The organism is Sulfitobacter sp. TBRI5 (assembly GCF_051013555.1).
In the GTDB taxonomy this organism is placed as follows: Bacteria; Pseudomonadota; Alphaproteobacteria; order Rhodobacterales; family Rhodobacteraceae; genus JL08.
In genome coordinates this window covers 3,953,091-3,974,666 of the sequence record NZ_CP112884.1, presented here as the reverse complement: position 1 = coordinate 3,974,666, position 21,576 = coordinate 3,953,091, and the positions used below count along the sequence as shown (strand labels likewise).

Sequence of the window (21,576 nt, the reverse complement as noted above, 5' to 3'; positions counted from 1 at the left end):
GGGGCAGGGTGCTCATACCGCGATCTTCAATTCGAAAGGAACAGACATGTCGTTTCCATTTTTTATCCTGTGCCAGTTTTCCGTCATCGCCTTTGCGTTGCTTGGCGGTGTGTTTCTGGTGTTTTCAGATTTCATCATGCGCGCATTGGCGCGCACCAGCGGAGCGGGCGGGGCCGAAGCGATGCAGATCATCAATCGCGAAGTATTCCGGTCTGCCTTCATGGCCCTGTTTCTGGGCATGGTGCCCGTATCGCTGATCATCGTGGTTTACAGCGTGCTTACCCTGAGCGGACCAATTGCAAACGTCACCATCGCGGCAGGTATCATCTATCTGGTCGCGGCCTTCGGCGTGACGATTGTGTTCAATGTCCCGCTGAACGAAACGCTGGACAAAATGGACAAGGACACAGAGGCCACCCGCTCTTTCTGGTCGGACACTTATGTTCCCAGATGGACGTTCTGGAACAGCGTCAGATCCATTGCCTGTGTGATTTCGTGCGGCCTGCTGCTGAGCGGATTGTCAATGACAGTGGCAAGTCATCCAATCTAGGCACGGGGGAAAACCTGCCGCATAGGCGCCTGTGCAAAAACAGATTTGCGCAGGCGGGTTTCATCGGTACAGTTGGCATAATTCCATTGGGGCCGATGCAATTGGGTGCGCGGCAAAACGGTTCGGGGCTGCCACGACATCATGACAGCGAAAAAGACCCAGCCAGATACGACTGCCGAATTCGCGCAGAGACTCCAGTATCTGGAACAGGAACTGAACGACCAGAAGGCGCGAACTGCGGCGGTTACGGACGTGTTGCGCAGTATCGAGATGTCTCAGGGCGACATCCAGCCGATCTTTGGCGCGATTGCCAAAAGTGCCACCGAGCTGTGCAAGGCCAAGTTCTGCATGCTGTGGCGCTATGACGGAACAATGATCCATTACTGTGCCAGCCACGGGTTTTCTGACGCATTCATGAAAACCTATCTGGCCAAATTCCCGATGGAGCCTGACGAATCCGGCATGGCCTATGCGGCGATCAAGGCAGGGCAGGTCTGTCATTTGCCAGACGCGCACGCGGATACCTACTTTGACTACGAAACCGCCAAATTGCATGGCTACCAATATATGATCAGCCTCCCGATCCGGGCAGGTGGGCAGATATGGGGTGTCATGGTGCTGGCCTGGCCCAAGGGAGAGGCCCCGAGCGAAGCGGATATAGCCCTGCTTGAGACATTCGTGAGCCAGGCCGCCATTGCCATCCGGAACGCACAGACATTTGCAGAAAAGCAGCACGCGCTGTCCCGCCAGACGGCCACGTCAGACATTCTGCGGGTGATCAGCAAATCCCCCACAGACACGCAACCGGTGCTGGATAGAATTGCAAAAACCGCCAAAGATCTCTGCAGGGCGCGATGGTGTATGCTGTTCCGCTATGACGGCGAAATGCTGCATCTTGATGCGCAGCACGGATTCGATCCCGCTTTTCTTCAGGCGTTTAAAAACGAATTTCCATCGCCGGTACATGATAAATCAATGGCGGCTCAAGTTATCGCCACCGGTCAGCCTGCCCGCATAGACCACGCCATGACCACAGATTGGCTGGATCGTGATATGGCCCGCGAGAACAAGATTGATCAATCTGTTGCGGTTCCGATCGAATGCGCCGGGCGTATATGGGGCATTATTACGCTGGCTTGGCCGGATATGAAGGGTCAGCGCGAAGACGAGACTGAATTGCTGGAAACCTTTGCGGATCAGGCCGCAATTGCCATCGAAAACACCCGCCAGTTTCGCGAAACCCAAGAGGCACTGGCGCGCGAAAAGGCGAATGCGGAAATCCTGCAGGTGATCAACGAGTCGACATCGGACTTGCAGCCTGTTTTTGATCTGGTGGTGCAGAAATCGGCCGAACTGTGCGGGGCAAAGTTCTGCGTTCTCGACCGCTACGATGGGGAATTGTACCATTTCTGCGCGCAGTACGGGTTTCCGCCGAAGACTGTCAAAAATCTGAAGTCTGACTATCCGTTCGTCGGCACACAGGGCCACCTTTCGCCGCGCGTGATCAAGAACGGCGATATCGCCCAAATTGCCGACGCCCAAACCGACAAGACCTATTTTTCACCAGAACTGGCCGAAAGAGTCGGATTCCGGCGGCTTTTGGGTGTGCCGATCCGGGCGAACGGGCGGGTCTGGGGCGCGATCAACCTGGGCTGGCCCGATGCCACACCGCCGCCGGCGGCGAATATCGAACTGGTGCAAAGCTTTGCCAATCAGGCCAGCATTGCCATCGAAAACGCGCGGTTGTTGCGCGAAACCCAAGACCGCACGGCCGAAGTGACCAAAGCGCTTGAACGTGAAACAGTCACGACAGACATCCTGCGCGCCATCAGCCAATCCCCGACAAATGTGCAACCGGTGATCGACACGATCGTCAGCAGTGCGGCCCAGTTGATCGATTGCGATATGGCGATCTTCCATCTGCGGGATGGCGATCACTATTGGCCGGCGTCAGGGGCGCGGCGCGGCGGCGCGTTGATCACCGAAAAAATTCAGGAAGGCGCGCGCAAACTGGCCGCGCGCATTACCCCGGACGGTATACCGCTACAGCGACTGGCCCCGAACGAGAATTTCCCGTCGCGCGCTATAGTGACACGCGAAGTGCAGCATATCATCGACTGGGAGAATTACGATCTGCCCCCCCACGAGGTGGAGCGCGGCAAACAATTCGGCATGAAAAGCGCGCTATACATTCCCCTTCTTCAGGGCGGAGAGTGTCTGGGATCGCTGGTTCTGGGCACATCCACAAGAACTGCGTTTACAGAGCAGGATATCGCGCTGGCGAAATCTTTCTGTGATCAGGCGATCATTGCGCTGCGCAACACCCAACTGTTTATCGAGACGCAAGAAGCGCTGGAATACCAGACCGCGACGTCAGAGGTGCTGGATGTCATCTCGCGCTCGCCCAACGAATTGCAGCCGGTTCTGGATACCATCCTCGAAGTCGCTTCGCGCCTTTGCAACCCGCAATACGCATATGTCGCGATGTTGAACCCGGAAGATCAACGCTACCACATGCAGGCGTCGCGCAATGTCACGGATGATTTCTTTGCCTATCTCAAGGCCAATCCGATTGAACCGGGGCACGGCACATGTACCGGGCGGACGGCGTTACTGGGCAAGACGGTCTATATCAGGGACACGGAAAACGACGACAGCTATCAATGGAAAGAGGCCGCGCATCGCGGCAATTTCCAGTCGACGGTCGGTGTGCCCCTGATCAAGGACGGGGTTGTCGTTGGCGTCATTTCCCTGGCTCACGGCAAAGCAGACGCGTTTCGCGCAAAACAGATCGCCCTGTTGGAGACCTTCGCAGCACAAGCCGTGATTGCGATCAGCAACGCCCGCCTGTTCGACGAGGTGCAGGCCCGCACCGCCGAAGTGACCGAGGCGCTGGAACAGCAACAGGCTTCGGCCGAAATTCTAAGCGTGATCAGCCAGTCTGTCGAAGACACGCAGCCGGTGTTCGAGAAGATCCTTGAATGCTGCAAAACACTGTTCGGCGGCGAAGAACTGGATGTGCTTCTGGTGGATGAACAGGGTCTTTTGCAGGTGGCGGCCTATGTCGGCAATCATCGTGAGGCTTTGTTGGAAACCTTTCCCGCCCCGTGGGAGATCACACCCGCCGGCGAGGCGATCCGCACGCGCCGTGTGGCCAATTATGCCGACGTGCAGAACAACCCCGATACACCACGTGTTCTGCGCCGCTTTGCCCGGGTGGCCGGGTATCATTCCATCGCCTTTGCCCCGATGATCTGGGAAGGTCAGGGGATCGGCGTTGTCGGGGTTGCCCGTTCGCACAGCCCGTTCACCGACAGGGAACTGCGTATCATGCAGGGCTTTGCCGATCAGGCGGTGATCGCGATCCAGAATTCAAGACTGTTCAACGAGACGCAAAAGGCGTTGTCGCGTCAGACTGCCAGCGCGGACGTATTGCGGGTCATCAGTGAATCCCCGAACGATGTGACTCCGGTCTTCGAGAAAATCGTTCAAGCCGGTGTTGATCTGATATCCTGCGATATGGCTGTCGCCGCCACCAAGAACGATACCGTTTGGTGGCAGGTCGCCGTTGCGACAACAGAAGGGTTGAAACCGGATTTTTCGCGCACCCATCGACCAATTGCACCGGAACAGGATACCCCATCAAAAGTCATGGTGTCCAAGCAGATGTTGCATGTACCGGATTGGACGTCTGCGGATCTCGATCCATACGATCAATCCGTTCATTTGAAGAGCGGGGTCATGTCGTCCCTGACTTTCCCGCTGGTGCGAGGGAACGAGTGTCTTGGCTGTCTTGGCTTCACGCGCAAAAACAAGCGTGCGTTTTCGAAAGAAGAAATCGACATTGCCCAATCCTTTTGTGATCAGGCGGTGATTGCTATCGAAAACGTGCGCCTCTTCAACGAAACCGAGACGTCGCTGGCGCGACAAACGGCCAGCGCCAATATTCTGCGCACAATCAGCGCGTCTTCGACCGATACAACACCTGTATTTCAGGAAATCGTTAAATCGACGACGCAGCTTATCGATTGTGACATGGCGGTCGCGTTGATCAAGGAGCAGGATACGCTGTCGCAGATTGCAGTGGCAAACCGTGACGGGCTGGTGGAAAAACCGGCAAAGATATCCGTTCCGATTGATCCTGATCACAACCTGCCATCGCAGGCCATCGTCTCGCGCAAGGTTCTGCACACGCCGGATTGGGACATCGCCGATCTCAAACCCATTGATCAAGAGATCAGAGAGCGGGCCGGCATCAAATCGACGATCATGTTGCCGCTGTTGAACGGAGACGATTGCGCCGGAACGCTGAACATTTTCCGGTTCACGAAAAAGGCATTCACCGAAGAAGAAATCGCCGTTGCCCAGACGTTTTGCGATCAGGCGGTGATTGCGCTCCAGAACACCAAACTGTTCAAGGAAACGCAAACCGCGCTTGTCCGCCAGACCGCCAGTGCCGATATCCTGCGGGTGATCAGCGGCGCGCAAGAGGATGCCGGCCCGGTCTTCATGGCGATCGCCGAGGCCAGTCTGGGTTTGCTGGAATGCGATAGCGCGGCCGCGTTGATGCGGGACGGCGATCATTTCATTCCGCAAGCGGGTAAACAGAGGGACAAGAAATCGCCTCTGATGCTTGATCCAAAACCGGTCAAGATTGACCCCGCTTTGAATTATCCCTCTCGGGTGATCGAGACCGGAAAGATGATCCACATCCAGGATTTCGCCACCAAAGATTTGCCAAAGCACGAAATTGACGCGGTTCGGAAATTTGGCATGAAATCGTCAATCTACCTGCCAATGATGCGGGAAGGTTTTTGCGTCGGGGTACTGATCTTTACCCGCAGCACCGTCACACGTGCCTTTAGCCCCGAAGAAATCGAACTGGCCAATTCGTTCTGTGATCAGGCCGTGATCGCCATCGAAAACGCACGCCTGTTCCGCGAGGCGAAAGAGGCCCGCGCCGCCGCCGAAACCGCGAACGAAGCCAAAAGCGCATTTCTTGCCACGATGAGCCACGAAATCCGCACCCCGATGAACGCGGTGATCGGGATGAGCGGGCTTTTGATCGACACTGAACTGAACGAGGAGCAGCGCGATTACGCGAGCACCATTCGTGACAGCGGTGATGCGCTTCTGGACATCATCAACGAAATTCTTGATTTCTCCAAGATCGAAGCCGGACAGATGGATATCGAACATCAGCCCTTTGATCTGCGCGAAAGCATCGAATCCGCGATGGACCTGATCAGCGCTCGCGCCGCAGAAAAATGTCTGGATATCGCGTATATCTATGATGATGACGTGCCTGCTGCCGTCAGCGGCGATCTGACCCGCCTGCGCCAGATATTGCTGAACCTGCTGTCCAACGCCGTCAAGTTCACCGACACCGGCGAAGTGGTGCTGACGGTGTCACGGGCGTCAGAAACCAGAAAACATGTCGAACTGGCATTCAGCGTCCGCGATACCGGTATCGGGCTGACACCTGCGGGCATGAAGCGCCTGTTCCAGTCCTTTAGCCAGGCCGACAGTTCGACCACGCGCAAATATGGCGGCACCGGCCTCGGGCTGGCGATATCCAAACGGCTGGCCGATCTGATGGGTGGAACGATGTGGGCCACCAGCGATGGCGCGGGAAAGGGCGCGACCTTTCATTTCACCATCAAGGTCGGCAAGGCCACATTGCCGAAGAACCAAACCCGCAATCTGGTCGGTCAGCAATCGGAACTGATGGGCAAGCGGCTGCTGATCGTCGATGACAATGCCACCAACCGCAAGATATTGGCACTGCAAACGGCGAAATGGGGCACTGAGACACGCGCCACCGACACGCCAAAAGACGCGCTCAAATGGCTGAATGATGGCGAACGTTTTGATCTGGCGATCCTGGATATGCACATGCCGGATATGGACGGGGCCGAACTGGCAGGTGAAATACGCAAGATAAACGCGCAGTTGCCTTTGGTTCTGTTCAGTTCGCTGGGGATGCGCGAAGCGGAAACGAAAACCGGATTGTTCAGCGCCTATCTTGCAAAACCGTTGCGGCAATCGCAATTGTTCGACACGCTTGTCACGCTGTTCGCACCGGAAAAATCAAAATCCCCTGTCAAAAAACCGGGTGAAAAACCCAAAGCGGACCCGGATCTGGCGGCGCGGCATCCCTTGCGTATTCTGTTGGCCGAAGACAATCTGGTGAACCAGAAACTGGCGCTGCGTCTGTTGGAACAGATGGGCTATCGCGCGGATCTTGCCAGCAACGGTGTTGAGGCGCTGCAAAGCGTGGAGCGCCAGACCTATGATGTGGTGCTGATGGATGTGCAGATGCCCGAAATGGACGGATTGGAAGCATCCCGCCGCATTACCGCAGCGCGTGATCCGAACGACAGACCCCGTATCATTGCAATGACCGCAAACGCCATGCAGGGGGACCGCGAAATGTGTCTGGACGCGGGAATGGACGATTACATTGCCAAACCGATCCGCGTTGATCTTTTGATGGATGCGCTGACCAAAGTCCCCCAACGCGACAGGAAAAAACAATGACCGACGGCCCGATTGACCCCGCTGTGTTGTCCGAGCTTCAGGAAACGATGGGAGAGGACTTTGCCAGCGAACTGGTCGCAACCTTTCTTGACGAAGGCCCGACAATGCTGGCTGAGTTGCAGGAGGCAATTGCGCGCGGTGATGCGGACGGATTTCGCCGTGCCGCCCATTCTGTCAAATCGAATGCCAACGTGTTTGGCGCCACTGCATTGGCCGAACTGGCGCGCCGGCTGGAGCTTGCCGGTCTGAGTGACAATGCACAATCGGACAGGGTGGCCGCCACCGAACTTGAAGCGGAATTCGGTCGCGCCGCTGCCGCACTGAAAGGCGCCTGATATGTCCGCTGTGGCCCGTCTGCTGATCGTGGATGACAACAAGGTCAACCGGCTGTTGTTGTCGCGCAGTGTCGAAATGCTGGGCTATGACGCGTCGGTTGCCGAAAACGGGCGCATCGCGATGGAACAGTTGCGCGCCGCGCCGTTCGATCTGTTGCTGCTGGATATCGAAATGCCCGAAATGGACGGGTTCGAGGTTCTGGAAGCCATCAAACTTGATCCCGACCTGAGAGATATTCCGGTCATCGTCACGTCTTCGGTGGAAGGCGTCGAAAATATTGTGCGCTGTATCGAACTGGGGGCCGAAGATTATCTGGCCAAACCGGTGAACAGGGTTCTGTTGCAGGCCCGGCTGACATCCAGCCTAGAAAAGAAACGCTTGCGCGACGAACAGAAAGTGTTGCTGAAACGGTTCGCGACCCGTGAAGTTGCCCAGGATTTGCAGGATTCCGGTTTTGCGCTGGGCGGGCGCCGTGTCAATGCTTCGGTCCTGTTTTGCGATATTCGCGGGTTCACGGCCCTGTCGGAAAACCAGCCGCCCGAAGACACCATCGAATTGCTGAACATCTACTACACCCTGATGTTCGAAGCGGTGGATTGCAACGGTGGCATCGTGACCCTGATGATAGGGGACGGTTTGATGGTCTTGTTCGGCGCGCCGCAACCGCTTGATGATCCGGCGCAAAGTGCGGTCAGCGCGGCGCGGGACATGCTGGCGATGATGGCCGAATTCAATTTGGAACGCGTTGCCGGTGGTAAGGCTGAAATCAGGATCGGGATCGGCATCGCCACGGGCGAGGTTGTCGCCGGATATGCCGGTACGCAAGAGCGCGCGACCTATACCTGCATTGGCGACAAGGTAAACCTTGCCGCGCGCCTTGAAGCGCACACCAAGGTTGTCGGATGTGACATTCTGATGGATGAAACCACACGGCGCGCACTGGGCGATCAGGCAGGGTTGCATCCGTTCGGGCAGGTCCTGTTCAAAGGGTTTTCCGACCCGCAGGACGTTCACGCAATCGGGGCCGACAACGGCGCATGACGCGGCGGGCGGCGTTATGTTTGCTCGGTCGGACGCATGACCTGTAAATTTTGCAGTGATCTGAAGAACGCCCACGCAATCAGAATGCTGGATTTTGCGGTTTCTTGCATGGAAATAGGCACTTGCGGTTTTTGTCAACTGCATATTAGATGGAATGAGCGCATAATTTCCGTGGGGATTGTAAATTTTGCAAAACATCTGGGAGTCTCTGGGTATCGCTTTCGCGCTGGTTCTGTCCGGTGACGCCGACCTGATCGAAATCGTCGGGCTGTCATTGCGTGTCAGTTTGACCGCGACTGCGCTGGCGTGCCTGATCGGGTTGCCGGTTGGTGCCTTGGTGGCTGTCGCGCGGTTTCGCGGGCGCAGTGCGGTTCTGATCCTGATGAATGCCCTGATGGGATTGCCGCCTGTCGTTGTCGGTTTGCTGGTCTATCTGCACCTGTCACGGTCCGGCCCGCTGGGTTTTCTGGGGCTGCTTTACACGCCCACGGCGATGATCATCGCGCAGACAATATTGATCGCGCCGATTGTTGCCGCCTTGTCGCGGCAGGTGCTGGAAGACCTTTATGCAGAATACGCAGAGCAGTTCCGCTCGCTCTGGCTGACGCGCTGGCAGGTCATACAGGCGCTGTTGTGGGATGCGCGCTATTCCCTGCTGACGGTCGGGCTGGCTGGGTTCGGGCGCGCCGTTGCCGAAGTGGGCGCGGTGATCATCGTGGGCGGCAATATTGATCATCTGACGCGGGTCATGACCACGGCCATCGCGCTTGAAACCTCCAAGGGCGATCTTGGTCTGGCTCTGGCGCTGGGCATTATCCTTTTGGCCATTGCGCTGGGGGTGAATGCCGCCGTACAGGCGCTGCGCCTGACGGCCGTCCGGCAGGCCTATGTCTGACGCGGTATCGATCACGCCGCGGAAAGGCGCCCAAGCACAGGCGGCATCTGCCCTGCTGCCGCTGCGGGTACGTGATCTGACGCTTAGGTTCGGTGAGGTGGCGATCCTGAAACAGATCAATCTTGATCTGGGGGCAGGGGGCTGCACGATCGTGATGGGCCCCAACGGTGTTGGCAAAAGCCTGTTTTTGAAACTGTTGCACGGGCTGATCCCTGCCACGTCCGGAACGATTGACTGGAATGGCAACGCCCCGCAGGACGCGACCGCGCGGCAGGCTTTCGTGTTCCAGAAACCGGTTTTGTTGCGTCGTTCGGTGGCGGCCAACATCGATTTTGTGCTGCAGGCGCGCGGCAAGGACAAAAGCGAATGTACCGCTCTTCTTGAACTTGCCGGGCTGGCGCACAAGGCCCGACAGCCGGCCCGCTTGCTTTCGGGGGGCGAACAGCAGCGCCTTGCGCTGGCACGCGCGCTTGCCACAGACCCGGAAGTTCTGTTTCTGGACGAACCGACGGCCAGTCTTGATCCCCGCTCTGTGCTGGCGATCGAACGGATCGTCCGCGATGCCTGCGCCCGCGGTGTGCGGGTGATCTTTATCACCCATGATATCGGGCAGGCGCGCCGTCTCGCGGATGACGTGGTGTTTCTGCACCATGGACGCGTGGCCGTTCATGCCGCTGCGTCTGATTTCTTTCCCGATCCGCCCGATCAGACGGCGCGGGATTATCTGAATGGAAAAATCGTTTTGTGATCGCGAATAAGGGAGATTGGCATGATCAACAGCAAAATCGTTTACGCAACTGGCATCGCAGTGGTTCTGGCCTCCTCCGCGTTGGCGCAGGATCAATCCATTATCGTGCAGTCGACAACGTCTACTGCGAATTCCGGGCTTTATGATCATCTGCTGCCTATCTTTCAGGATGCAACCGGTATTCAGGTGAATGTGGTTGCAGTCGGCACCGGCCAGGCGATCAGGAACGCGCAAAACTGCGATGGTGATGTATTGCTGGTGCACGCAAAGGCGGCCGAGGAAAAATTTGTGGCAGACGGGTACGGCATCGGTCGCACCGATCTGATGTACAATGATTTCGTCATCGTCGGTCCGGTTGCAGACCCTGCGGGGGTTGACGGAATGCAGGATGTTCAAAGCGCGTTGTTGAAAATTGCGGAAACGGGCGCGCTGTTTGCATCGCGCGGGGATGATTCAGGAACCCACAAGAAGGAACGCGCCTTGTGGAACGATGCGGGCGTCGATCCTTCTGAACATTCGGGCGGCTGGTATCGCGAAACCGGGTCGGGCATGGGGGCAACGCTGAACGCGGGCATCGGAATGGGGGCCTATGTCATGACAGACCGCGCCACATGGATCAGTTTTGACAACAAACAGGATTTCGAAATTCGCGTGCAGGGGGACGAGGATATGTTCAACCAATACGGCGTGATCCCGATCAATCCGGCGAAATGTCCGGATGTGAACGTGGATGCGGCGCAGGCGTTTGCCGACTGGTTGCTGTCGCAGACCGGACAGGACGCGATTGCCGCCTACCGGGTGGACGGCCAGCAACTGTTCTTTCCGAACGCACCGCAAAGCTGATAGGAAACAGGGGCGGTCCGATCCTGTGACCGCCCCGGATCGACGGAATGTAATGAACGCGCAAGACCATCACACGCATGAATATCTGACGGTTCACGAACTGGCCGATCTTTTGCGGATCAAGGAACGCAAGGTCTATGATCTGGCCGCGTCCGGCGCATTGCCCTGTTCGCGGGCCACAGGCAAACTGTTGTTTCCGGCGGCCGAAATTCGTGACTGGATCGAAGGCGCGAAATCTGGCGGAACGGCGCACAAGGCCGCCCGCACCGATATCATACTGGGAAGCCACGATCCGCTTCTGGATTGGGCGATACGGGAATCGCGCTGCGGGTTGGCCACCTATTTTGATGGATCACATGACGGGCTGGGGCGGTTTTGCAGCGGTGAAGGCATTGCGGCCGGTCTGCACATTTTTGATGCCGCGGATCAGAGCTGGAATGTGCCTGCGGTCCGTCGGGTGGCGGCAGAGCAGAATGCCGTTCTGATGAGGTTTGCAACACGGCGGCGTGGTATTGTCCTGCGCCCGGATGCGCTATCTGTCGGCGGGATTGGCGATTTGAAAGGCATGTCGATCGTACCCCGACAGGCGGAATCAGGCACAGCCGGTCTGTTTCGCGAGATGATGAAGGGCGCGGGGCTTGACCCATCAGAGGTGACATTCACAGACGTCGCCCGAACCGAAGATGACGCTGTTCAGGCCGTCAGCCGCGGTGAAGCCGATGCAACCTTTGGCCTGGAATCCGTGGCGCAGATGTTCGGGCTTGCCTTTGTGCCGGTGATCAAGGAGCACTTTGACCTGTTGGTCGACAGAAAGGCCTATTTCGATCCGGCCCTGCAATCTCTTGTGGCCTTTTTCGCAAGCGAAAAATTCCTGCGCCGTGCCACAGCCCAGGCCGGATATGATGCGTCCAACGCCGGCAGGATCATCTGGAACGCTTGAACTTCTTCCACTAGGGTAACGGATTAGGCGCTAGATAATCGCGCCGCGCACCTTGGCCGAAACCCATTCCGAAATCACCACTGCGGCCAGAATGACCAGCAGAATAAGCGACACCTGAGGCCAGGCCAGCACGTTGAGCGATGAAGAGAGCTGCAAGCCGATGCCGCCCGCGCCAACAAGGCCCAGGACCGTGCTTTCCCGAATGTTGATGTCCCAGCGGAATACGGCGATACCGGCGAAAGCAGGCATGATCTGCGGCACAATCCCGTAGGCCATAACCTGCCAGCGCGATGCGCCTGTGGCGGTGATTGCCTCGACCTGTGAATGATTGATTTCCTCGATCGCTTCGTAAAGCAACTTGGCACAGAACCCGATCGAGCGGATGGCAATGGCAATGACGCCGGCAAACACACCCGGTCCGATGATCGCGATCAGCAACAACGCCCAGATCAATGAATTGATCGAACGGGTCGAGACGATGATCAGCAGCGCGATCGGGCGGATAAAGTATCGCGACGGGGTGGTGTTGCTTGCTGCCAGAAACGCCACAGGCACGGCAAGAAACAGCGAAATGATGGTGCCCAGCGTCGCGATGTTCAGCGTGTCCCAGATGGGTTTGCCCAGTTGTGTGATATATTCCCATTTGGGCGGGGTTGCGCGTGTCCAGATATCATCGGCGATGCGCGGCGCGTCCCAGACGAAAAACCATGTGGTTGCCTGCGAAATCTGCTGCCAGCAATAGGCAAAGATCGCGATCCCGATCAGCCACAACACCCAGTGGAACAGGCTTTCGCGCCCGGTGCGGCGCTGCCATAACTTCAATCCCTGTGCATCACGTACCGGCATTACTGAACCCTCGCGCGGATCACGCCGGACAGGTATTCCAGTGCCATGACGATCACGATGATCAGCAACAGGATCGCGGCAGCCGTATCGTATTCGTACCGGTCAAATGCCGTGTTCAGCGTGGCGCCGATACCGCCCGCACCGACCAGCCCCAGGATCGCGCTTTCGCGAAAGTTGATATCAAGCCGGTACATGCTTAGCCCGATCAGGCGCGGCATCACCTGCGGCTGGACGCCGTAGTTGATCCACTGCATCCAGCTGGCCCCCGACGCCTTGATCGCTTCGGCCTGCACGCGATCCATGCTTTCGATATCTTCGGCCAGCAGCTTTGAAAGAAAGCCGATGGTCGCGAAACTCAGCGTCAGGAAACCGGCCAGCGGGCCAAATCCGAAGATGGCAACCAGCAAGATCGCCACGATGATTTCCTGCAAGGCCCGACTGACTGCGATGATCGACCGGCAGATCAGATAGATCGGCAGGGGGGCCACGTTGCGCGCAGCCCCCAAAGCGATCGGGATCGATATGATAATGCCCAGAACAGACGAGGCGACTGTCATGATGATGCTTTCGGCCATGCCTTCCCAGATGTCGGATGACCGCGATGTGAAATCGGGGCTGGTGAATGCCAGAACAAACTGTTTGCCGCGTTCCAGACCTTCGTAAACGCGCGACCAGTTGACCTCGATCGTCATGAAGGATGCGATCAGATAGGCAATGAAACCCAGTATCAGAACCCAGCGCAGCCAGGTGCGTTGCACGAAAGGCGGTTTTTTCCAGGGCTTTCCCAACCGTTGCGAGACATCGAACTCGGCGGCGCTCATACTTCAACCTTTTCTTCGATACCTTCCTCGTCCTCGACCTTTTCGATGGTCGCTTCCCAATCTTCTTCGCCGTAGATCGTGGTCAGAACATCGGGGGTCAGACCTTCGGGCGGGCCGTCAAACTCTACTGCGCCAACCCGCAGGCCGATCACGCGTTGTACGAACATCTGCGCCAGCGCGACATCGTGAATGTTGATGATCGCAGCCAGGCCGCGTTCCTTGCACAGTTCACAGATCAGACGCATGATCTGGCGCGATGTCTTGGGATCAAGTGACGCGGTCGGTTCATCCACCAGCAACAGGGCGGGGTTCTGGATCAGCGCGCGGCAGATACCGACACGCTGGCGCTGTCCGCCCGACAGTTCGTCGGCACGTTTATCCGCCATATGGGCCAGCCCGACACGATCCAGCAGGCGAAAGGCTTCGTCGACATCTGCTTGCGGATAACGGCGCAGGAAGCTGCGCCAGAACCCGACATAGCCCAACCGGCCCGACAACACGTTTTCCATCACGGTCAGCCGTTCAACCAGTGCGTATTCCTGAAAGATCATCCCCATGCGGCGGCGTTCGCGGCGCAACGCACCTGCCGACAATCCGGTCAGTTCCACATCGTCCAGATAAACATTGCCCGAGGTCGGTTCGACCAACCGATTGATGCAGCGGATCAGCGTTGATTTACCGGCGCCGGATGGACCGATCAATGCCAGAACCTGACCTTCGGGAACGTCCAGATCAACGGCTTTCAGGGCCTGATCGCCAGTTTTATAAGTCTTTACAAGCTTCTCAAGCCGCAGCATGAAGTCTCCTTGCCTCACCTTTTGTTTTTGGAAAGGGCGGGCGCAAAGGCCCGCCCGATCATGTCTTATTCACACGCATAGCTGACGCCGTTTGCGGCGTCGATCTTGCGGATCACATCCCAGAATTCCTTGTAGGTCATCGGCAGGAACTGGCCCTCGTTCGATTTCTCGAATTCGGCTTTCAGTGAACTGCCTTCCCATTCAAAATTGAAGAACGCGTTGCGAATTGTCTCTTTCAGTTCCGGGGTCAGGTTGTGGGCGGTGCCAAATCCTGTTGTCGGAAAGGTTTGTGATTTGTAGATCGAAACGACCTGATCGGGTTTGATCACGTCCCGCTCGATCATCCGGCTCATCACGGAATTGGCGATGGCGGCCGCGGGATAATCCTTGTTCGCCACGCCAAGAATCGAATTGTCGTGCTTGCCCGAAAACACCGGCTCGAAATCCGTTTCCGCTTCCAGACCGAAATCAGCCTTGAGAATCGCAGACGGTGCCTTGAAGCCGGAATTCGACGTCGGTGAGGTAAAGGCCAGTTGCTTGCCCTTGATATCCGCGGGCGTTTCGATGCCGGAATCAGGATAGGTGATGATCTCCATCTCGTATCCGAAATTGCCATCTTCCGAGGCCATGATGGTGAACGGATTGAAACCTGCGCAGTTCACAGCCAGCGGGTTAGATCCGGTGTTGAACCCTGCGATATGCAGACGTCCGGACCGCATCGCCTCAATCTGTGCCGCATTGCTTTGCACTGGAAAGAACACCACGGATTTTCCGGTTTCTTTTTCCAGATGCGTCAGGAAATCAGACCATGCTTCCTTGTAGACGGCGGGATCTTCGACCGGTGTATAGGCAAAGATCAGAGTGTCTGGATCAACCTGTTGTGCGGGATCTGTTGGTGTATCCGCAAGCAGATCACCATCAGCGTCGCAGAACATTTTATCAAGATCGCCGCGCGGGCAATCCTGGGCTGCAGCAGGGCCGGCCAAAGACATGACAAGGGCCAGTGCCGCACCAGACAAGAGTGTATTTGTGTGTTTCATGTGTAATCCTCCCAATCCGGACACGCTAGCGTCATGAACCGGATTCACAAGACAAATTTACGGTCACTTGGATGGCAGCAGCCCGTGTTGTGCCCAACTGGCAAAGCGCTGTTCGGGTGGCAGGGGCAGGGGCGGGCCATTCAGATATCCGCCTTCGAACAGGACAAATGTAACCGACGCATTGCGCGCGGTTTCAAAGTCCACCGTACTGTCCCCGACATAGACAACCTCGTGCGCCGCACATCCCAGCGCGTCGACGCATTGCAACAGCGGGGTCGCATCCGGTTTTTTGGGCTTGCCCTCTTCGGCGCCGGCGACAATGTCGAAATACTGTGACAACCCCATTTCATCACAAATGGCGCGTGCCGGGCCCGCGGGCTTGTTCGTGCAAACCCCCATCCGCAGCCCCGCCGCCCGGAAGGCGTCAAGGGCCGCCATGACGCCGGGATAGGGTCGGGTCAGCGTTGTCATGTTTTGCCGATAATAACCGTGAAACCGGTCAAGCGTCTGGCGCATCAGACCATCATCGAAATCCCCGGTTGCGCGCAAGCTGCGTTCGACCAGCTTATCCACGCCATTGCCGATAAAGGATGTGACGGTTTCCAGATCAAGCGGGCCACGACCCAAGGGTGCAAGGGCTGCATTGGCGGCAGAGTGCAGGTCTGGCGCGCTGTGGATCAGCGTGCCATCAAGATCGAAAATAATCGCTTTTGTGTTTTGCATGGGGCATTCTTACTGCGCGGTGCGGGGCAACGCCATCCCGCAAAACGAGTGGTCTCGGTGTCCCAAGTCAGGAAGGTTTGTCTTGAACAGATCATAGTCCTGAACGTTCTGATCTGTAGGACAGGGGCGAAGATAGGTTAGGCCGTGTGCCAAAGGGCCTTCTATTTTGTATAGACATAATAACATTAATCGCATAACCAATTTGACATCACCAAAATCGAAAGCTTCCCCCATGTCCCAGACAGAACCCTATGTTCTTACCGATGCCCGGATTGCGACACTGGCTGACGGGGCCGATGGCTACGGGATGATCGAAGGTGGTGCCGTTGTCGTAAATGATGGACGGATCGCGTGGGCCGGTGCGCTAAGCGATTTGCCAGATGAATACGCAGCATGGCGCCATCTGCCGCAACAGGGCAGACTGATCACGCCGGCGCTGATTGATTGTCATACCCATATCGTGTTTGGCGGCAACCGCGCGCTGGAGTTTGAAATGCGCCTGAACGGCGCAAGCTATGAAGAAGTTGCGCGCGCTGGCGGCGGTATCGTGTCGACCGTGCGTGATACGCGCGGCGCGTCCGAGGAAGAACTGACAGCGTGGGCCTTGCCCCGGCTGGACGCGCTGATCGCCGACGGCGCAAGCGTTGTCGAGGTGAAATCCGGCTACGGGCTGGATATCGAAACCGAACTGCGGATGCTGCGTGCAGCGCGCGCGCTTGGGACGGTGCGCACGGTGCAGATCAAAAGCACATTTCTGGGGGCGCATGCCACACCGGCCGAATATGCAGGCCGTAACGACGCCTATATTGATGAGGTGTGCATTCCCGCCCTGCGCGCCGCCCATAGCGAAGGATTGGTGGATGCGGTGGACGGATTCTGCGAAAACATCGCCTTCACCCCCGACCAGATCGAACGCGTGTTCAAGGTGGCCCGTGAATTGGACCTTCCGGTAAAGCTGCACGCCGAACAGCTAAGCCATCAGGGCGGCACAGCCCTTGCCGCACGGTATAGCGCGCTGTCGGTCGATCATGTGGAATACGCAACCGAACAGGATGCGCGGGCGATGGCGGCAGCAGGGTCGGTTGCAGTGATCCTGCCGGGCGCATTTTACACCATCCGGGAAACGCAGGCACCCCCGATCGCGGAATTTCGCAAGCACAACGTGGCGATGGCGCTGGCCACGGATTGTAACCCCGGATCATCGCCGCTGACATCGCTGTTGCTGGCGATGAACATGGGCTGCACCCTGTTCCGGATGACACCCGCAGAAGCGCTGGCCGGTGTCACGTGCCACGCTGCAAAGGCGCTGGGCATCCCGGACAAGGGGTGTGTTGCCGCCGGATATTGCGCCGACCTGGCCATCTGGAATGTGCAGGCCCCGGGTGAATTGGCCTATCGCATAGGGTTCAACCCGTTGCACAAACGGATCGTCGGAGGCGCTATATGATCGTTCTGGAACCGGGCGCGGTGACGCTGGAAACATTGCGCGACCTTTATCGCGATGGCACAGCGACGCGGCTGGCGGACAGCGCGCGCGCAGGTGTCGAGGAGTCGGCGGCGGTGGTGGCAAGGGCCGCAGCAGGGGAGGATGCCGTCTATGGCATCAACACCGGCTTTGGCAAACTGGCCAGCAAGAAAATCGCCCCCAAGGACACGGCGACCTTGCAGCGCAATCTGATCCTGTCCCATTGCTGCGGTGTCGGTGATCCGCTGCCTACGGACAAAACCCGCCTGATGATGGTCCTGAAATTGCTGTCGCTGGGGCGCGGGGCATCCGGTGTGCGCTGGGATGTGATCGCCCAGATCGAAGTGATGCTGAAACACGGCGTGACCCCTGTAATTCCGTCTCAGGGTTCGGTTGGGGCATCGGGCGATCTGGCCCCGCTGGCCCACATGGCCGCAACCATGATCGGCGCGGGCGAGGCGCAGTATCAGGGCCAGCGCATGTCCAGTGCCGATGCTTTGGCCAAAGCGGGCCTGCAGCCCATTGTGCTGGGCCCGAAAGAGGGGTTGGGCCTGATCAACGGCACCCAGTTTTCTACGGCCTGCGCGCTGGCGGGCCTTTTTGAAAGCTGGCGCATGGTCGAAGCATCGATGGTAATCGCATCGCTGACCACCGACGCGATCATGGGTTCCACAGCGCCGCTGATGGCGGGCATCCACGATCTGCGCGGCCACGCCGGACAGATTGATGTGGCCCGCGAAATGCGCGCCATCATGGACGGGTCCGAAATCCGCGAAAGCCATCGTGAAGATGACACCCGCGTGCAGGATCCGTATTGCATCCGCTGCCAGCCGCAGGTTGTCGGGGCCGCGCTGGATGTGTTGCGCGCCGCTGCCCACACATTGCAGATCGAAGCCAACGCCGTAACCGACAATCCGCTGGTTCTGGTGGACGAAGGCCAGATCGTATCGGGTGGAAACTTTCATGCGGAATATGTCGGATTTGCCGCTGATCAGATCGCGCTTGCCGTGGCTGAAATCGGGGCCATTGCCCAACGCCGCGTCGCGTTGATGGTGGACCCGACACTCAGCCATGATCTGCCGCCGTTTCTGACGCCCGATCCCGGGCTGAACAGCGGTTTCATGATCGCCGAAGTGACAACAGCGGCGCTGATGAGTGAAAACAAACACCTCGCGAATCCCTGCGTGACAGACAGCACCCCAACCTCTGCCAATCAGGAGGATCACGTAAGCATGGCGGCCCATGGTGCGTTGCGCCTTGGGCGGATGACGCAAAACCTGTCGGTCATTCTGGGGGTCGAAGCGATGTGTGCAGCGCAAGGGATCGAAGCGCGCGCGCCGCTGGTCACATCGCCCCCCTTGCAGGCGGTGCTTGCGATGGTGCGCACCCGCGTTCCCAGTCTGAAGGAAGACCGCTATCTTGCGCCCGACATAGAAGCGGCCAGCGCGATGGTACGATCCGGAGATTTTGCCAGAACCGCCAATGTCGCGGTGCCGTTTTGAGCGTGGACATCGAAATCCTGCGCGGGGACAGCCCGCTGGTTTTGGGCCTGCCGCATACCGGCACGATCCTGCCGGATGCGGTGCGAACAGCGCTGAACGACACCGGATTGGCGATGGCTGATACCGACTGGCACATTCACGATCTTTATGACGGTCTGTTCGAGGGCGTGACCACCGTGCGTACGCCGGTGCACCGCTACGCCATCGACTTGAACCGCGACCCGACCGGGGCCAGCCTTTATCCGGGGCAGAACACCACCGGTCTGTGCCCGCTGACCGATTTTGACGGTCACGCGATCTATCAGTCGGGTGCAGAGCCTGACGCGGACGAGGTTGAACGCCGCCGCCTTGCCTATCACGCGCCCTATCATGCCGCGCTGAAAGCGGAATTGACCCGCCTGCGCGCGCTTCACGGTTTTGCCCTGCTATTTGATTGCCATTCGATCCGATCCCGCATCCCGTTCCTGTTTGACGGCACGCTGCCGGATTTCAACATCGGCACCAATGAAGGGGCAACCTGCGATACCGCCATTCAATCGGCGGTGCTGGCGCGATGCACTGCCGCCAAAGCCTATAGCACGGTGTTGAACGGCCGGTTCAAAGGCGGCTGGACAACGCGCCATTATGGCCGCCCCGAACAGGGGTGGCATGCCATTCAGATGGAACTGGCGCAATCGACCTACATGATCGAAAGCCCCCCGTGGAGCTATCTGCCCGATCGTGCCCGGACAACACGCGCGATCCTGAAACCCATCCTGACCGATCTGACCCAATGGAGGCCCGCATGAGCGATCCAAGACACAATATCCGTGATGTTTTCCCCGCCACCGGCACCGAAATCACCGCAAAAAGCTGGCTGACCGAGGCCCCGATGCGGATGCTTATGAACAATCTGCATCCCGATGTGGCCGAAAACCCACATGAGCTGGTGGTTTATGGCGGCATCGGGCGCGCGGCACGTACATGGGCCGATTTTGACCAGATCGTGGCGTCCTTGAAATCACTTGAAGCGGATGAAACCCTACTGGTCCAGTCGGGCAAGCCGGTGGGGGTGTTCAAGACCCATGAAAACGCCCCCCGCGTGTTGATCGCGAATTCTAATCTGGTGCCGCACTGGGCCAACTGGGACCATTTCAACGAACTGGATAAGCGCGGGCTGGCGATGTACGGCCAGATGACGGCCGGATCGTGGATTTACATCGGCACGCAGGGCATCGTTCAAGGCACCTATGAAACCTTTGTCGAGGCAGGGCGCCAGCACTACGGCGGCGATCTGACCGGCAAATGGATTCTCACAGGCGGTCTGGGTGGGATGGGCGGTGCGCAGCCGCTGGCGGCGGTCATGGCCGGCGCGTGCTGTCTGGCGGTGGAATGCAATCCCGACAGCATCGATTTCCGCCTGCGCACGAAATATCTGGACGAAAAGGCCGAAACGCTGGACGAAGCACTGACGATGATCGAGCGCTGGACCAAGGCGGGCGAGGCGAAATCCGTGGGCCTTCTGGGCAATGCGGCGGATGTGTTTCCCGAACTGGTCAAACGCATGAAAGCAGGCGGCATCCGCCCCGACATCGTGACAGATCAGACATCGGCGCATGATCCGCTGAACGGCTATCTGCCGCAAGGCTGGAGCATGGGCGAGTGGCGGGCAAAACGCGAAAGCGATTCCAAGGCCGTTGAAAAGGCTGCACGCGCCAGCATGAAAGTGCATGTCGCCGCGATGGTCGATTTCTGGAACGCGGATGTGCCGACACTGGATTACGGCAACAACATAAGGCAGGTCGCACTGGAAGAAGGGCTGGAAAACGCTTTTGCGTTTCCGGGATTCGTACCCGCCTATATCCGCCCGCTGTTCTGTCGCGGGGTAGGGCCGTTCCGCTGGTGTGCCCTGTCGGGTGATCCCGAAGACATTTACAAGACGGATGCCAAGGTCAAGGAACTGATCCCGGATGATCCGCATCTGCACAAGTGGCTGGATATGGCGCGCGAGCGCATCAGCTTTCAGGGCCTGCCCGCGCGCATCTGCTGGGTTGGTCTGGGCCAGCGCGACAAGCTGGGTCTTGCGTTCAACGAAATGGTGCGCACCGGCGAGTTGAAAGCACCGGTGGTCATCGGGCGCGACCATCTGGACAGCGGTTCGGTGGCCAGCCCCAACCGCGAAACGGAAAGCATGAAGGACGGATCGGACGCGGTCAGCGACTGGCCGTTGCTGAACGCGTTGCTGAACACCGCAAGCGGGGCAACTTGGGTATCCCTGCATCACGGCGGCGGCGTGGGCATGGGGTTCAGCCAGCATTCGGGCATGGTGATCTGCTGTGACGGCACAGCCGAGGCCGATGCCCGCATCGCACGGGTTCTGTGGAACGATCCGGCAACCGGCGTCATGCGTCACGCGGATGCAGGGTATGACATCGCGCTGGACTGCGCGCGCGAGAACGGGTTGAATTTGCCGGGGATTCTGGACCGGTAAAGTCACGAAAGGTGTGCGG

General features: G+C 58.2%; 17 protein-coding genes. 12 read left to right on the top strand and 5 right to left on the bottom strand.

Annotated elements, in window-relative coordinates:
- Positions 1-46 precede the first annotated feature (46 nt).
- From OLX72_RS19780 to OLX72_RS19745, 8 genes are all read left to right on the top strand, one after another.
- Positions 47-550 (top strand): DUF1772 domain-containing protein, encoded by a 504-nt coding sequence (locus tag OLX72_RS19780; RefSeq protein ID WP_114869541.1) that lies wholly within the window; start codon positions 47-49, stop codon positions 548-550.
- Between the two features lie 141 nt (positions 551-691).
- Positions 692-7,090: a GAF domain-containing protein gene (locus OLX72_RS19775; RefSeq protein WP_433989396.1), complete on the top strand. Its 6,399-nt coding sequence runs from the start codon at positions 692-694 to the stop codon at positions 7,088-7,090.
- Complete coding sequence (locus OLX72_RS19770; RefSeq protein ID WP_114869543.1) at positions 7,087-7,425, top strand: Hpt domain-containing protein; 339 nt, start codon at positions 7,087-7,089, stop codon at positions 7,423-7,425. The genes OLX72_RS19775 and OLX72_RS19770 overlap by 4 nt, the downstream gene beginning before the upstream one ends.
- Position 7,426: 1 nt before the next feature.
- Positions 7,427-8,467 (top strand): adenylate/guanylate cyclase domain-containing protein, encoded by a 1,041-nt coding sequence (locus OLX72_RS19765; protein ID WP_114869544.1) that lies wholly within the window; start codon positions 7,427-7,429, stop codon positions 8,465-8,467.
- A gap of 187 nt (positions 8,468-8,654) precedes the next feature.
- Positions 8,655-9,362 carry an ABC transporter permease gene (locus OLX72_RS19760; RefSeq protein WP_114869545.1) on the top strand — a complete coding sequence of 236 codons (708 nt, stop codon included), beginning with the start codon at positions 8,655-8,657 and terminating at the stop codon, positions 9,360-9,362.
- Entirely contained in the window at positions 9,355-10,110 is a 756-nt protein-coding gene (locus tag OLX72_RS19755; protein WP_114869546.1) for an ATP-binding cassette domain-containing protein, read from the top strand. Before OLX72_RS19760 ends, OLX72_RS19755 begins: the two co-directional genes overlap by 8 nt.
- Before the next feature lie 21 nt (positions 10,111-10,131).
- Complete coding sequence (locus OLX72_RS19750; RefSeq protein WP_114869547.1) at positions 10,132-10,953, top strand: substrate-binding domain-containing protein; 822 nt, start codon at positions 10,132-10,134, stop codon at positions 10,951-10,953.
- 52 nt (positions 10,954-11,005) lie between these two features.
- Positions 11,006-11,893: a helix-turn-helix transcriptional regulator gene (locus tag OLX72_RS19745; RefSeq protein ID WP_114869548.1), complete on the top strand. Its 888-nt coding sequence runs from the start codon at positions 11,006-11,008 to the stop codon at positions 11,891-11,893.
- A 30-nt stretch (positions 11,894-11,923) separates the two neighbouring features.
- Here the strand turns inward: OLX72_RS19745 and phnE (OLX72_RS19740) are convergent, their stop codons facing one another.
- From phnE (OLX72_RS19740) to gph, 5 genes are all read right to left on the bottom strand, one after another.
- A complete protein-coding gene (gene phnE, locus OLX72_RS19740; RefSeq protein ID WP_114869549.1) occupies positions 11,924-12,739 on the bottom strand; it encodes a phosphonate ABC transporter, permease protein PhnE in 816 nt (271 codons plus the stop codon).
- Complete coding sequence (gene phnE / locus OLX72_RS19735) at positions 12,739-13,560, bottom strand: phosphonate ABC transporter, permease protein PhnE (RefSeq protein WP_114869550.1); 822 nt, start codon at positions 13,558-13,560, stop codon at positions 12,739-12,741. Before phnE (OLX72_RS19735) ends, phnE (OLX72_RS19740) begins: the two co-directional genes overlap by 1 nt.
- Positions 13,557-14,357, bottom strand: a complete 801-nt coding sequence (gene phnC / locus OLX72_RS19730) for a phosphonate ABC transporter ATP-binding protein (RefSeq protein WP_433989395.1) — start codon at positions 14,355-14,357, stop codon at positions 13,557-13,559. The genes phnE (OLX72_RS19735) and phnC overlap by 4 nt, the downstream gene beginning before the upstream one ends.
- Positions 14,358-14,422: 65 nt before the next feature.
- Complete coding sequence (gene phnD, locus OLX72_RS19725; protein ID WP_114869552.1) at positions 14,423-15,397, bottom strand: phosphate/phosphite/phosphonate ABC transporter substrate-binding protein; 975 nt, start codon at positions 15,395-15,397, stop codon at positions 14,423-14,425.
- A gap of 63 nt (positions 15,398-15,460) precedes the next feature.
- A complete protein-coding gene (gene gph, locus OLX72_RS19720) occupies positions 15,461-16,120 on the bottom strand; it encodes a phosphoglycolate phosphatase (RefSeq protein WP_433989394.1) in 660 nt (219 codons plus the stop codon).
- 232 nt (positions 16,121-16,352) lie between these two features.
- Here gph and hutI point away from each other — a divergent pair, with 232 nt between their 5' ends.
- The 4 genes from hutI to hutU are packed head-to-tail and all read left to right on the top strand — an operon-like array spanning position 16,353 to position 21,557.
- The gene (gene hutI, locus OLX72_RS19715; protein WP_433989393.1) at positions 16,353-17,567 is read left to right on the top strand and encodes an imidazolonepropionase; all 1,215 of its coding nucleotides are present in this window, start codon (positions 16,353-16,355) and stop codon (positions 17,565-17,567) included.
- Positions 17,564-19,087, top strand: a complete 1,524-nt coding sequence (gene hutH / locus OLX72_RS19710) for a histidine ammonia-lyase (protein ID WP_433989392.1) — start codon at positions 17,564-17,566, stop codon at positions 19,085-19,087. Before hutI ends, hutH begins: the two co-directional genes overlap by 4 nt.
- Positions 19,084-19,875, top strand: a complete 792-nt coding sequence (gene hutG, locus OLX72_RS19705; protein WP_433989391.1) for an N-formylglutamate deformylase — start codon at positions 19,084-19,086, stop codon at positions 19,873-19,875. Before hutH ends, hutG begins: the two co-directional genes overlap by 4 nt.
- Positions 19,872-21,557, top strand: coding sequence for a urocanate hydratase (hutU, locus tag OLX72_RS19700; protein ID WP_433989390.1), 1,686 nt, complete (start codon positions 19,872-19,874; stop codon positions 21,555-21,557). The genes hutG and hutU overlap by 4 nt, the downstream gene beginning before the upstream one ends.
- Positions 21,558-21,576 lie beyond the last annotated feature (19 nt).